Source organism: Enhydrobacter aerosaccus (assembly GCF_900167455.1).
Lineage (GTDB): Bacteria > Pseudomonadota > Alphaproteobacteria > Reyranellales > Reyranellaceae > Reyranella > Reyranella aerosaccus.
The window spans coordinates 76,346-90,343 of the sequence record NZ_FUWJ01000013.1; the positions used below are offsets into that span (position 1 = coordinate 76,346).

Below are 13,998 nucleotides of genomic sequence, written 5' to 3' on the forward strand. Positions count from 1 at the left end.
AGCGCGTCGGCATCACCGCCGCCTGCATCGGATAGCCCAGTGGAGCGGAAGAGACAGCATCAATGACCACCATCGGCATCAGGGGCGCGTTCTTCGATTTCATCGACGACCCGTGGAAGCATATTGGCGCCGAGCACGAGGCGGCCCGGTTCCACGCCGACGGTCTCCTGGTGATCGACGATGGCAAGATCGTCGATTTCGGCCTCTACGATCACCTGTCCGAGCGCCATCGCGGGCTCGAGATCACCACCATTCGGGACCGGCTGATCCTTCCCGGCTTCATCGATGGTCATATCCACTTTCCGCAAACCCGGGTGCTCGGTGCCTTCGGCCAGCAGCTGCTGCCCTGGCTGCAGGTCTGGGTCTTCCCGGAGGAATTGAAATATCGCGATCGCGACTATGCCAGGGAAGCCGCCGGCCGCTTTTTCGATGCGCTTCTCGCAGCAGGAACGACGACCTGTCAGACCTTCACCACCAGTTCGCCGGTCTCGACGGAGGAGCTGTTCGAAGAGTCGGAGCGCCGCAACATGCGCATCATCGCCGGTCTCACCGGTATCGACCGGAAAGCTCCAGCCGAGATGCTCAACGCGCCGGAAGGTTTCTACAACGAGAGCAAGCGTCTGATCGAGCGCTATCACCGAAGCGGACGCAGCCTCTACGCGATCACGCCGCGCTTTGCCTATGGCGCCTCTTCCGAGCTCCTCGCGGCGTGCGAGAGGCTCAAGCGGGAGCACCCCGATTGCTGGGTGAACACGCATATCTCCGAGAATCCCAGCGAGATCCGCGGCGTGCTGGCAGACCATGGCGATTGCACGGATTATCTGGGCGTCTACGAGAAATACGGGCTGGTCGGGCCGAAGTTCTCAGGCGGTCATGGCGTCTGGCTGTCCGACGACGAGTTCCGACGGCTGTCGAAAAGCGGTGGTGCTTTGACCTTCTGCCCCTGCTCCAACCTGTTCCTGGGCAGCGGCCTGTTCCGCCTCGGGCGCGCCACTGACCCGCAAGCCCGGGTCAGGCTGTCGTGGGGAACCGATATCGGCGGCGGCAACCGCTTCTCGCTGCTGCACGCCCTCGAGGAGGGGTACAAGGTCGGCATGTGCAACAACACCTTGCTGGACGGCAGCATCGACCCGACCCGACAGGATCTCGCCGAGGCCGAGCGCAACAAGGTGTCGCCCTATCGCGGCTTCTGGTCGATCACACTGGGCGGCGCACAGGGTCTCTACATCGACGATCTGGTTGGAAACTTCCAACCCGGGAAGGAAGCCGACTTCGTCGTGCTCGACTGGAACGGCGGTCAGGCCGCACAAGCCTGGCATCAATCGCTGGTCGTCGAGAAAGAAGGTCCACAGACGATGGAGCAGGTCGCCAACCTGCTGTTCGGAATCATGATGGTCGGCGATGACCGCGCTGTCGACGAGACCTGGATCATGGGCAAGCGGCTGTACAAGAAAGGGTGAACCGGCACGCCACCACCCGCGGCAAGACCAGTTTGAAGAACTTCAACCCGCCAGCATCAGCGCGCTGGCGCGTTCCGCCACGGCAATCACGGCAGCATTGATCATGGCGGCAGGGAGGCTCGGCATCACCGAAGCATCGACGACGCGCAGTCCGGCCACCCCCGTGACGCGCAGGGCCTCGTCGACGACGGCGCCAATGCGGCAGGTACCGATCGGATGATGGAATGGTCGGGCGGCCCGGCGAATGAAATCGGCGCGGGTGGCGCGATCCGCCCAGGCGGACCCCGGATAGACTTCCGCCTCGCGCCAGTCATCGAAGGCACGAGCGGAGCCGATCTCGCGCGCCAGGTTTACTGCCGTCTCCAGGCTGGAGAGATCGGCCGGGTCCGACAGGAAGTTCGGATCGATCAGCGGCGACGCCAACGGATCGGCAGAGGCGAGCCGGACAGTGCCGCGGCTGCGGGGCTGCATCAGGCAGGGCACCAGCGTATAGGCCGGTGCCGGCATCGCTCCGACGACGGGCTGCACGAACGGCAGCGACAGGCACATGATGAGATGGTCCGGCGCTTGCCTAGGATCGGCGGGCGGCACATAGAGCAGCGCATCGGCATGATTGAAGTGCGAGCGCGAGACTTCGCGCCGTGCGCGATACGCCACGCCGGCCAGCAGCACATGGTCCTCGAGATGTTGGCCGACCTCGGGCAGATCGACAGCAACCGGAATGCCCATCGACCGCAGGGCCGGCGCCGGCCCGATCCCCGACACCATCAGCAGTCGGGGCGAATCGATGGCTCCCGCCGAGAGAACGACCTCCCCGTCTGTCCTGACGATCCTGTCCGCGAGGCGCACACCGACGCAGCGCCCACCCTCGATGACAAGACCGAGCACCGGCGTGTCGGCGAGCAGGTCGACCGCGGCGCCGTCGAGACTGTCCAGGAAGGCGCAGGCAGAATCGTGCCGGACATAATCGCCATCACTGAACTTCACGCTCAACTGATTCCAGCCGACACCGGTTCGAACCGCGCCGCCGAGATCGGCCGTCCGGGCAAAGCCCCGCTCTTCTGCCGCGGCGACGAACGCGGCGGCGACCGGGGTACGTTCGGCCACATCGGCAAGCGACAGGACATGGAGCGGGCCTTCTCCGCCGCGCCAGGTGTCGCCGCCGCCTGAAAACATCTCCGCGCGCTTGAAGAATGGGAGCAGGTCAGCATGACGCCATCCCGCCGGCCAACGGTCATATGCTGCAGGGTGACCGGCCTGATAGGCGAGCGCGTTGATCACGCTCGATCCGCCTACGGCCTTGCCGCGCGGATAGGGAACCACCCGACCGCCCAGTCCCGCTTGCGGCACCGTCACGTATCGCCAGTCGAGCGGCCCGCCGGACAGCGTCGGCCATTGCGGCGGATCGGCGACTGCCGGCAATCGGCTGTGACCGCCAGCCTCGATCACCAGCACGCGCCGCCCCGCTTGGCCGAGGCGATGCGCGACCACACAGCCCGCCGATCCGGCACCGACGATGATGACGTCATAGGCAGGCCGCAGCTGATCCGCCGAGCTGAGAGACCTGGCGCCGGTCGCAGCCTCGGCCGGCGTGCCGAGGCCAGCCAGCGCCAGCCCCGACCCGAGCGCCATGGCGGCGCGGCGCTTCAAGCCTTGTCTCTCGTCGCCGCTCGCGACGTCGGTATCGCTGCTTTCCATTGTCAGACGTTGCTCACGGAATGAAACGTGGTCGCCTCATCCTGATTACCCGCGTGGGGACTCTTGGACAATCGACGTTACGGTTCTCGGCTCGGCGTATGGGTCCAGTCACCTTGCGCCGAAGAACGCGGTCGCATGACGCCAGCCGAGTCGCCGGCCGGTGGGCGATGGACAGAGCCTTCCGATCTCCGATACGGTCGCGCGGCCCCGCATAAGGCGCGGCATCGCCGAGGTCCTTTGGCAGAGCAAGACAGCGCAACCGACAGCGACGACACCGCCGGACCTCTTTCGCTGAGTGCGCTGCGTGGCGCCCTTTTCCAGGGGCGAGAGCCACGGCCGCTCGAGGCCATTGCCCGCCTTCCATCCTATCGCTGGTTCATCGTCGGCACGGTTTGCATCGGCTCATGCATGTCGCAGATCGACGCCAGCATGACACAGGTCCTGCTGCCGCGACTCGAGCGCGACTTCGCCGCGCCTCTCGCCAATGTGAGCTGGGTAGCGGTGTGTTACCTGCTGACCCTGGCGTCCTTTACGCCGATCTTCGGTCGGTTGGCCGACATGTTCGGCCGCAAGCTCTTCTATATGGCCGGCTTTCTGCTGTTCATCATCGGCTCGGCCCTGTGCGGCCTGGCGCCGGATCTCGGCACGCTGATCGCCTGCCGGATCGCACAGGCCGTTGGCGCCGCCCTGATCACCGCCAACAGCACCGCCATCATCGTCATGGCGACTCCTGCCGAAGAACATGGCCGCGGCCTTGGCCTGCAATCGGCGGCGCAAGCCATCGGCCTGGGGGCCGGACCGGCGATCGGCGGCCTGCTTCTCGATACCCTCGGCTGGCGCTGGGCCTTCTGGGTTAACGTGCCTGTCGGACTGACCGCTATCCTGCTGGGGTGGCTCGTCATTCCCCGCACGCGGGCAATCTCCAACGCCGGAGGTTTCGATTGGCGGGGCGCCATACTTATCGCACCGGCCCTGACAGCCATCGTCGCCGCGCTGAACCAAGTCCACGCTTGGGGACCGACGTCTCCGCTGCTAATCGCCTGTCTTCTGGCGGGCGTTATATGCCTCATCCTGTTCGTCCGCGCCGAACGCCGCGCCGCCACGCCGCTGCTCGATCCCGCCCTTTTCAGAGCGCCCTCCTTCGTTCTGGGCAATGCCGCGAACTTCCTGTCCTACGCGGTTCTGTTCGGCGTGTTCTTCGTCATCCCCTTTGCGCTGATCCGGATCTACGACCTGTCCGAGCTGTCATCGGGTCTGCGCCTGTCCATCCTGCCCGCGGCGTTGGGCCTGGTCGCGCCCCTGGGCGGCGCCCTATCCGACCGCTTCGGAGTACGCCTGCCCGCCTGCGCCGGCATGCTGCTGTGCATCGCCGGGCTTGGCCTGCTCTATGCGTTTCTGGACGGTTCAGCCGCCGGGTTACCCTTCGTCATGCTGGGGTTGGCCGCGTTCGGGGCCGGGCAAGGCCTGTTCATCTCGCCCAATGGCAGCGCCATCATGGCTGCGGCGCCAACCGAAATGGCCGGCGAGGCCGGCAGCGCCCTGAACGTTGCGCGCTACATGGGCATCAGCGCGGGTATCGCCGGTGCCTCCTCTCTGCTCGCCTTCAGCCTGGGTCGGACGACCGGCAGCACGCTGGGCATCGCAACATCCCAGCTGGCGTCCGCCAGCCGCGACGTCCTCCTGATGCTCATCTGCCTGGCTGCGGTCGCAATGCTTCTGTCGGCAAGGCCGGGGCTCGCACAACCACCGGCCAACACCTGACGATCGACACGGCATCCCGGAATGTCGCTCCTCCTGCCAACACCGACGTTATTCGCATCGTAACCCGCCCCCGGCTGCCGGGCTGGCGCGCGCCGCCAGGCCGTTACAGTCGGGATTTGTAGTCGCATTGACGGCCGGGCCTCTCGACCGTCTTACTGTAGGCGATGATCTCCCGACGAAGCATTCTCGCGGGCCTGGCCGCTTCAACCGCAGCAGGATGCAGTACCCGCCAGGCCCCCCAGCCCGCTTACCAATATCCGATTGCCCCTCTGCCGCCGGATCGTGCGTCGCAAGGATTGGACGCGGTGGTCGACATCAGCCGAAGCGTGGCCGTCTCCGACTTCCGTCAGGTCCGCCAAAGCAACATCCTGGCCGTCATCCATAAGGCCACCGAGGGCGGCGACTATGCCGATACGGCCTATGCCGGACGACGGCCTCAGGCTGAGGCAGCGGGTTTGCTGTGGGGCGCCTATCACTTCGGCACCGGACAATCGTCGGGCGAGCGGCAGGCGGCGTTCTTCCTGGCCACGGCACGACCCGGTCCCCAAACCCTGCTGGCACTCGACCTCGAGGCCAACGACAACAATCCAGCTAACTCCATGACGCTCGAACAGGCCGAAGCGTTCGTCCGGACGGTGGGCGAGAGAACGGGCCACCTGCCGGTGGTCTACGTGCATCCAACCTGGGCCAACGGCGATCCCCTGCCCGTCTCCGGTCTCAGCTTCGGCGCCCGCATCACGCCCGATTCGATCCTCGCCCGCTGCGGCCTGTGGGTCGCCGACTACCATGATTCGCCCGAGATCCCGTTCGCCTGGACAGCAACGGGCTGGCGCCTCTGGCAGTATGCGGCCGACGAGAATGCCAGCCACCCCGCCTATGGCCAGACCAACATCGTGCGCGGCCTCAGTCATTGCGATCGCAACCTGTACAATGGCGACGCGACTTCGCTCTATCGGTTCTGGAGAGGGGCCGACTGAAGCGTTGGCTACGGGCTTCTCTACAGGGTCGCGCCGCTCGTACACGGCATATACAAAGCAAGCACCCCTGCATCGACGCTCGACGCAGCGAGAGTGGCCGCGCTGACGGTCAAAGTGCTGCGACGACGGAAAAGGCATGCTCCGCCGCGTCGAGTGCGGCGGCGATGTCTGCCTCGGTATGGGCGGCGCAGAGGAACATGTTGTGCTTGGGATGGAAGTAAACGCCTCGTTCAAGCATCGAATTGCAGAAGACAAAACCCTTCCGATAATCTGGATCGTCGTCGAACAGAAGGGCAGGCATCTGAGCCGGACCTGATTGACGAATTGACACGCCGAATTGCCGTGAGCGGGTCTCGAGACCCTCACGCAGCATCAGTCCGCACTGCGCGAGGCGGGACGGCACGTCATCCCTGCGCACGATCTTCAATGTCGCGACGGCGGCTGCCATCGCGACAGCCCCTGCCCAGAATGATCCGGTGACAAAGACCTGGGCCGCAGCAGTTCGGAGCCAATCGGCTCCAGTGACCGCCGCCAACGCATATCCGTTGGCGATCGCCTTGCTCCAGGCCGACAGATCCGGGCGAACGCCGAGCGATTCCCAGCTGCCGGCCGCATTCAGCCGAAAGCCCGCGCGGACCTCATCAATGATCAGCGCCGCACCTTTGTCGTCGCAGATGCGCCGCGCTGCACGCGCAAACTCCGCAGTCGGAAGCTCCTGATCGAACCCGAGGTCGTGCCGGAACGCCGACACCAGGATACCGGCGACATCGTCACCAGCCATCTTTGCCGCGGCCTCGAGACTCTCGACGTCATTGAACGTGAAATATACGAGATGTGCGCGATCCTCCGCGGTCACGCCAAGCAGGGATGGTGAGCACCAGGGTACGGCACCATGATAGGCTCCCTTGGCAACGAGGATCTTCCGGCGGCTCGTCGCCGCCCTCGCGAGGGTGACGCACGTGGTCGTCGCATCGGTGCCGTTCTTCTGGAACTGCGTCCAATCGGCATGGCCGACCATATCCACGACAAGCTCTGCCAGTTCGACCATGACTTCGGCAGGGCCGTTCATGCAGTCGCCGTCGCGCCGCTGGCGCTCGGCCGCTTCCTCGACTTCGGGATGGTGATGGCCAAGCAGGTTTGGTCCCCAGCTGCACATGAAATCGACGTACCGGTTGCCGTCGACATCCCAAAGCACCCCGCCCTCGCCTCGATGGAAGAATTGCGGATAGCCGCCCGGCAGCTTTGCCGCGTGGAGGTGCCCCCACATCCCACTTGGTACGACCTTCTCGGCACGAGCCCGCAGCGCCGCGTCCCTTGTCCGGTTCAGTCCCAGCATGATGGCTCTCCCCAATTTCCATTGATATATCATATATAATTCTTGGTATTACAAGCGGCGATCTCTCAATTGGCCGCGTATGATCCATGGCGTGGGGGCCCAACAGCTTGGGCGAGGCTGTGGCCTATATTATATACAATGTGGATTCGAGTGGATGGGGCGGGCTTGGGACCAAGCCTTAAGGGAGCCAAATGACCGAGGTCGAGCAGAGGCATGGCGAGAGCGGGGTCGGCCCGGTCGCTCGCGACAGCCTGACAAGCCTTGTCTACAATAATTTGCGCCAAGCGCTGATGGAGGGACGATTCCGGCCCGGCCACCGCTTCAAGATCCGTGATCTCGCCGCGACCATGAACGTATCGGAGACGCCGATCCGCGAGGCATTGATGCAGCTCGTGCGGGCGCGCGCCCTCAAGATGCAGTCCGGGCGCTCCATCATCGTCAACCACATCACCGCCAAGCAATACATCGAGCTCAGAACCGTCAGGCTGTTTCTCGAAGGACTTGCCGCCGAGCACGCAACGACACGCATTTCCGAAGTCGAGATCGACAGGATGGAGGCGATCCACCGCGAGTTGATTCGTGCCGAGAAGGAGCGCAGATGGTCCGATGCGGTTCGTGCCAACTGGCAGTTTCACCGCGGCCTTTATGATGCCTCGGGTCTTGCCGAAGTGCTCGCCATCCTGGACGACATCTGGATGCGCAACGGACCTTTGCTGAATTTCCACTATCCCGACGCGCCTCCCACCTATCCGAACGAGCATCAGCACTTGTCCGTCCTCAAGTATTTGCGACAGCGGCGCCCCGACATGGTGCGGGAGGCCATCCAGGCCGACATGATGGAGGGCGGCCAGAACCTCGTGCGGCTTTTGGAAGAACATGGCGGCACCGGCAACATCACGCCGGGCGAGGACTGACCTCAGCGGCGCTTCCTGGCACGCGCCTCCTTCACGGCATCGATGATCCCGCGCTCCGACAGACCATATTTCTCGAAAAGATAAGACGTCGAGCCGCTCTCGGCGAAGCCGTCGCGAATGCCGACGCGGCGGAATCCGACATCAAGGTCGGCTTCTCGCCAGAAGCGATCACCAATCAACCCAATCCAGGTCCAACGGATCGAGATGCAGCTCCGCGAAACAGAGCACCGCGAACAGGTCGGCCGCTCCAAGCCCCTGCTGCACATAGGCCTGCCCCGTGGGTGCAACCAGATCGATGACATCGCGTCGGAGACGTCTCGCGGTGCGTTCGAGTTCCTCCACATCGGTCGTGCGTGGCGCCGGCTGTCGTCCGCTCATAGCCTGCGTGATCATGCTCACTTCCCTGCCGGCGCAGGCTTCGACGAGGTAAACCGGTCGAGAACGTTACGCGTGATCCGCTGCGTGAATGGGTCGCCGCGCTTCAGCCCCATCACCCATTCGCAGGTAGCGGCCGTCAGCACTTCGCCCTTGCCCCGAGTCATGTGCACCATCATGCCGGAGCCGTACTTGTAGCGGGCAAGCCCCTCGGACGTGACTTCGCCGGTGATGCATTCCACCAGACCTTCGTGGTCACTGCTGCGCACGTAATAGCGAAAGCCATCGCCTTGCGGCTCGTCCTCGGCGAGGACGGCCGGCGCCATGGCCAGGATCTCGATGGTTTCGGGCTGCCCTTCGGCGGGAACGGGAAACGGGAGGCCATTGCGGAAAGTGTAGTCCAGGCCGTCGACCTCGTAGGCGAAGATGTGCTGCTTGTCGCCGAAGACGTCGGCATAGTGCAGCCCGGTGCCTGCGAAGGCCCAGTGTTCGGGCCGGTAGACCGTAAAGCCTCTCTGGCCGTTGGGCGCAAAACCTCCCCAGGACGCATAGAGGCCGCGTGCGCCGTTCACCCCCACCGTCGAGGCGCCGGGCCAACGGACGTTGCGGTCCTCCCAGGCCGACGTCATGCGATGCGCTCTGTCCGTGCCGACGACCGGATCCTTGTGAATCGCTTTGAACTTGTGACAGACCTGCCGCCTGCCACCTTCTTCGAGTCGGATCTGCCACAGGAAGTTGGCACCGAAACGCGCGAGCCGTCCGCCACGCTCGACATAACGCTCGATCGCCTCGCGCATCTCCCATGTCCAGTACTCGTCATGGCCGATGATCGTCACACAAGGATAGGCGTCGAGCAGCTCCGGTCGGTAGTGGAGATCGGTCTGAGTGATCATGTCGAGGGCGTAGCCTTCCCTCTCCGCCCACTGCACGAAATGACGGTCGAACTGAGCCCAGCCGGCAGCCGCATAATACTGGCCGAAACCGTTGGCGAAGGCCCACTCCTTCATCGGATAGCGTGGCGCATCCCCCATCTCGGGCGCGGGATCAGCGCAGATGCGGGGCGCGCCCGCCGGCAGCCAGACCATGCCGCGGGTCCACGGCCGCTCTAGCGACAATACCGGCGAAGGCTCATCGCGGTTCGGCCCTTCGACTCCGAAGTAGTGATTTGCGCCACCGAAATCGTTGTAGGCCGTCCATGTGCCGGTCGGCAGGATCATCAGGATCTTCGCGCGCCGGGTCTTTGCCGTCGGACGCACGACGAAGAAATGATGTTGGACGAAGCGGCCACCATTTGTCCGGTCGCAGGACGATACCACACGATAGAATCCGGAACGCAGATCGGATGGCAGCTTCCACCGATGCACGACCGGCCAGCCGCAGCCATTGCGATAGGCATCGACCGGGGTCGGTGCGAACACACCGCCCAACGCCTCGACCTCGTGCACCATGTCCGGCTCGAGACCATCGCGATAGACCTGCAGTCGCCAAGTCTTTGCCGTCGCGCTGGCATGGAAGACAACCTCGTCGCCGGGATCGTAGGACATCGCGTCGGTATAGGCGTAGACCTCCGGGACGTCGGGGGCTTCGCGCGGCGCTTCGTACCAAGGCTGGCTGCCCCAGTGCTCATCCGCATGCATCGCGCGAACCTTCCGCGGCGCGACGTTGACGGCTCCCGATTCCGGCGCTTGAAAATCACGCTTGTCAGTCATCGGAACTCTCTTCTGCTCGTAAGCCGTGGCCGCGCTAGGCCTGGACTGGCATGACGAACGGCGTCGGATCAAGGAACCGCTTCACAACATTCAGGGTAATGGCGCTGATATTGTTCTCGTAGTCATTATGGCCCAGCGACATGCCGAAGGTGATCGAACCAGTCGCAAACACCGCACCACCATTCGCGGTCTCGAAGAACACCATGTCGGCACGGACCAGCGCATTCTGCGTGCCGTCAAGCCCATCAACCACGGTCCGAAACTCCTCCGGAGTCGGCAGCGCGCCGGCGCCCAGTCCCTCGGACGTCGCGATCCGCAGCGCGTGGCGCGGCGTTCCCAGATCGAAATCGCATCGGTCGATCTCGCTGCCGACCGCTCCATTGTAGCGAAAGCCGAAGTCACCGATCTTCTCGTGACGACCTACGCCCTCGAAGATGAAACTGGCGCGCGCATCCTCGCTCTCGGCGGTGCGCAGATAATAGCCGCAGGTGTCGTTTATCATTGCCGAAAAGCCGACCCCGACGAGCTTCTGTGGCGCGAAACCCGAGTGTCGCCACAACGAGCCGGGCTCACCGGTGCCGGCAAGATGCACTTCGCCCGGCTCCGACTCCCAGGTTCGGGTACCAGCCATGCCACGGCGAACCTCGAGTGCCGCCGGTGCAGCCGGATGAAACCCGCAGCGCCAATAGAATGCATTGCCACCCATCGAGATGTGCCGCCCGCCGGCGTTCTGATACACCATGATCGCGTTCATCATGTTAAAGCTGAAGTACTCCGGGTGGGTCGGCGTCATCATGACCCTATAGGGCGCAAGTGCCCGCGCGCCTTCCCGATCGAGCTCGATATCCGTGATCAAATCGTACGTTATCCCTTTCTCCTCGAGCCAGTCGAGGATGTGAGTATCGTTGATCAGGTTGAACCAGTAGCCGCGCGGACGCATGTTGAGGATTGGTCGCAGCCAGGAGCTGTAGGCGCGGCCCGAACCGTCAACATGACAATCATAGGTCGACTGGCCGATCTCGGGGTTCTCCTGCATGAAGACATCATCCTGCGGCAACCACAGAACGTGCTCCATCAGCGTCTCGAAATGAACCTGATAGAGGCGCAGCGCGCTGTTGGCATACGCCAGGTAGGTCGCGACCGATGCGACGATCACGAGGTCCGCTCGCCTTGACGTCTTGCCTGGCGTCACGAAGAAGGTGACGTAGCTCTCGCAGTCCGACTCGCGCGCCTCGCCGGTCGGCGTCAGGCGCAGCGCGTAAACACCGGAGCGCCACTCGGCCGGCACGTCGAGCGTACACGTGGTCTGCCACCCGCAATCGTATATGTCGTCGCTATGGAAGTGAATCGCCGCATATTCCCGCGGCGAGAGCCGCCAGTCATGGACGCTGCCCGACCAGTGAAAGCCGGTGACGCCCCTGCGCGGTAACTGGCGCAAGCTGCCATGCAGGCAATTCGCCGACAGATCCTTGATGGACAGAGTCGCGATTCCATCCGAAAAATCCCAGAAGGCAACGAGGCCGGCCCGTGGGGTGCCGGTGCGCGGCTGGCAGTCGAATGTGCGCAACGCCTCCGCATCCAATGGACATGAGAATATCCGTGGTGCCTCGATCTTGCCGTCGAAATGACAGGCATATCGTCGTTCATCGTTCTGATGATGGGCCGCGATCAAGAACGGCAATCCGGAGTCGAGCGCGAGCACTCGCGGCAGAACGAACGACTTCGAATGCGCGACGGCGGGCCGAACGCCCTCCGCCGGAACGATCGCCGACAATGTCGCCAATCCCTGTGCAAGGTCGAGCGCGCACGATATGAATGCCCAGACGCGCTGACGCAGCTTGACGTCGAGCGTAAACCGGGCCGGCGTCCCGGTCGACCGGCCGACCACCAGAACTGGATGCCCTTCCTCATCGAGCTCGAGCGCATAGCCGCGCGCGGAAGCTTCGCACCAATTGCCCATCACGGCTCTGGCGTTGTCGCCAATCCGCGTCGGCCAGACATAGGTGCCGAAACACCAATCTCCACGCGTCGGAACCAGAGTCCCGTGATGCTCGATGATCGCATTGGAGCCCGGACGGATCGGTTGATCGCGGCAGGCATGCTCGCCGTCGACGTTGCTTACCATCACCTCGTGCTTGAAGCCGGGGCCGTTGGCGTCGACATCGCCACAACGCAGCCGCAGCACTTCAATGTTCACTTTCGAGCGCTTGCTGCTCAGCTGGAAAGAGACACTCTCCCCTGCCGGAACGCTGATGCGATCCGGATAGCCAAGATATTCGTTAGTCCTATAGATCACCCGAAATCTCCGTAGGCAACATCGCACCGGTCATTTCCCGCCAGCGGAGCTTGAAGACATGCCATTCGGCTTCGGCCAGCGACGTGAAAATCCGGTCGTCGACAAAGGGCATAGGATCGCCCCGCCGCGCCGGAATACGCGACAGGCGCCATGCCTTGCCGGGCTCGAGGACGATGAGGACCAGCCTCCCCTCCGGCCTGCCCCACCGCATCCGGGCCAGCAGCTTGCGGAGCTCCGGGCTGTGCAGGCCAAGCGGGCTTGCGCGGAATTCCTCCACGAGATCAAGCCGGCCCGGATCGATGACGTAGCGCAGTGCATCGGGGTCACTGGTGTGATCCATGGTCGTCCTCGTCGTGCTGACAGGAAGGCGGAGGGGCTTCTGATGCCGACTAGCGGGTCAACCAGGCCATCCATCGCTGGCGCAGCGCGTCGCGATGCTCGCCGATCCAGGCGAAGTCAGGCTTGACCAACTTCTCGTAGTTCTCCGGCGAGGTCGCATAAAGGTTGCGCTCTTCGGGCTTCAGCAAATCGATGGCCGATTTGCTGGCAGTTGCGTAGTTGACCGCGCGCATGAACGGTACGTGCGCTTCGGGGTTCGCATAGAAGTAATCGAGATAAGCCATGGCCGCGTTGGGATCGGGCGCGCCCTTGAGGATGGCCATATAGCCGGTATCGCGGATCGCCTGGTCCCAGGACATCGCGACCGGAGCACCTTCCTTCACGACGGCCAGCGCGCGTCCGGAATAGCTCATCGCCATGACCACCTCGCGGCTGCGCATGATCTGCTGCACCTGGTCGCCGGTCTTCCACCACACGGTGACGTTGGGGCGAATCTCGTCCAGCTTCTTGTAGGCTCGATCGAGGTCGAGCGGGAAAAGCTGTTCCGGCTTGACGCCATCGGCGAGAAGAGCGGCCACCGGCACCCACCAGTCGCTGTCGCCGGTATCGGGCAGGCCACGCGGCCCCGGAAATCGCTTGACGTCCCAGAAGTCGGCCCAGGTCTTCGGTGCCTTGTCCTTGAATGTCTCCGCATTGTAGGTGATCAGCATCCCACCGGTCGTGCGTGCCACACCGTAGGGCTGGCAGGCATCGGAGACGGCGAACTTCTGGACGCTCGGCAGCTTGGCACAATCGATCTTCTCGAGCATGTCGGTGCGCCCGACCAGATCGGGACCGGTTGCGGTGACGATGTCGAACTCGATCTTGCCGGTGCGCTGCATGGCCTTGGCACGCGCCCACTGGTCTGGCACCTCGATCGCGACCGGAACGACCTCGACGTTCTTCGCCTTGCCGAAGGACCCATAGAAGTATTTCTCCAGCGTATTGCCCATCAGGCCACCGGTCGTGGCGATCACCAGCTGATCCTCGAGCTTCTGGGCGGCTGCCGGCAGCGCTGCTGATAGGGTGCAAGCCAGCGCAAGAAATGCTGACGTCCACTTCCAGGTCTTCTTCGACATCGACGTTCTCCTCGT

General features: G+C 63.8%; 12 protein-coding genes. 4 read left to right on the forward strand and 8 right to left on the reverse strand.

From position 1 onward, the window contains the following. The first annotated feature begins 62 nt into the window (after positions 1-62). Positions 63-1,460: a guanine deaminase gene (gene guaD / locus B5D62_RS28580; RefSeq protein ID WP_085937493.1), complete on the forward strand. Its 1,398-nt coding sequence runs from the start codon at positions 63-65 to the stop codon at positions 1,458-1,460. Between the two features lie 42 nt (positions 1,461-1,502). On the opposite strand, the gene B5D62_RS28585 is transcribed toward guaD, so the two are convergent. After that, positions 1,503-3,158 (reverse strand): GMC family oxidoreductase, encoded by a 1,656-nt coding sequence (locus B5D62_RS28585; RefSeq protein ID WP_085937494.1) that lies wholly within the window; start codon positions 3,156-3,158, stop codon positions 1,503-1,505. Positions 3,159-3,395: 237 nt separating this feature from the next. On the opposite strand from B5D62_RS28585, the gene B5D62_RS28590 reads away from it, so the two are divergent. After that, entirely contained in the window at positions 3,396-4,919 is a 1,524-nt protein-coding gene (locus B5D62_RS28590; RefSeq protein ID WP_170921187.1) for an MFS transporter, read from the forward strand. A 305-nt stretch (positions 4,920-5,224) separates the two neighbouring features. Continuing rightward, positions 5,225-5,896, forward strand: a complete 672-nt coding sequence (locus B5D62_RS28595) for a glycoside hydrolase family 25 protein (protein ID WP_231714973.1) — start codon at positions 5,225-5,227, stop codon at positions 5,894-5,896. 109 nt (positions 5,897-6,005) lie between these two features. On the opposite strand, the gene B5D62_RS28600 is transcribed toward B5D62_RS28595, so the two are convergent. Next, complete coding sequence (locus tag B5D62_RS28600; protein WP_139374134.1) at positions 6,006-7,232, reverse strand: aminotransferase class III-fold pyridoxal phosphate-dependent enzyme; 1,227 nt, start codon at positions 7,230-7,232, stop codon at positions 6,006-6,008. Between the two features lie 191 nt (positions 7,233-7,423). On the opposite strand from B5D62_RS28600, the gene B5D62_RS28605 reads away from it, so the two are divergent. Next, positions 7,424-8,146 carry a GntR family transcriptional regulator gene (locus B5D62_RS28605; protein ID WP_085937497.1) on the forward strand — a complete coding sequence of 241 codons (723 nt, stop codon included), beginning with the start codon at positions 7,424-7,426 and terminating at the stop codon, positions 8,144-8,146. 2 nt (positions 8,147-8,148) lie between these two features. Here the strand turns inward: B5D62_RS28605 and B5D62_RS33560 are convergent, their stop codons facing one another. Genes B5D62_RS33560 through B5D62_RS28630 form a run of 6 tightly spaced genes read right to left on the reverse strand, consistent with a single transcriptional unit; the run spans position 8,149 to position 13,983 of the window. Continuing rightward, entirely contained in the window at positions 8,149-8,325 is a 177-nt protein-coding gene (locus B5D62_RS33560) for a hypothetical protein (RefSeq protein ID WP_170921188.1), read from the reverse strand. Then, entirely contained in the window at positions 8,315-8,539 is a 225-nt protein-coding gene (locus B5D62_RS28610; protein ID WP_085937498.1) for a hypothetical protein, read from the reverse strand. The genes B5D62_RS33560 and B5D62_RS28610 overlap by 11 nt, the downstream gene beginning before the upstream one ends. Before the next feature lie 2 nt (positions 8,540-8,541). Beyond that, positions 8,542-10,230 (reverse strand): N,N-dimethylformamidase beta subunit family domain-containing protein, encoded by a 1,689-nt coding sequence (locus tag B5D62_RS28615; RefSeq protein WP_085937499.1) that lies wholly within the window; start codon positions 10,228-10,230, stop codon positions 8,542-8,544. 34 nt (positions 10,231-10,264) lie between these two features. Continuing rightward, on the reverse strand, positions 10,265-12,526 hold the full coding sequence (locus B5D62_RS28620) for a N,N-dimethylformamidase beta subunit family domain-containing protein (protein WP_085937500.1): 2,262 nt from the start codon (positions 12,524-12,526) through the stop codon (positions 10,265-10,267). Then, entirely contained in the window at positions 12,516-12,866 is a 351-nt protein-coding gene (locus B5D62_RS28625) for a N,N-dimethylformamidase alpha subunit family protein (RefSeq protein WP_085937501.1), read from the reverse strand. The genes B5D62_RS28620 and B5D62_RS28625 overlap by 11 nt, the downstream gene beginning before the upstream one ends. A 49-nt stretch (positions 12,867-12,915) precedes the next feature. Further along, on the reverse strand, positions 12,916-13,983 hold the full coding sequence (locus B5D62_RS28630; RefSeq protein WP_085937502.1) for an extracellular solute-binding protein: 1,068 nt from the start codon (positions 13,981-13,983) through the stop codon (positions 12,916-12,918). Positions 13,984-13,998 lie beyond the last annotated feature (15 nt).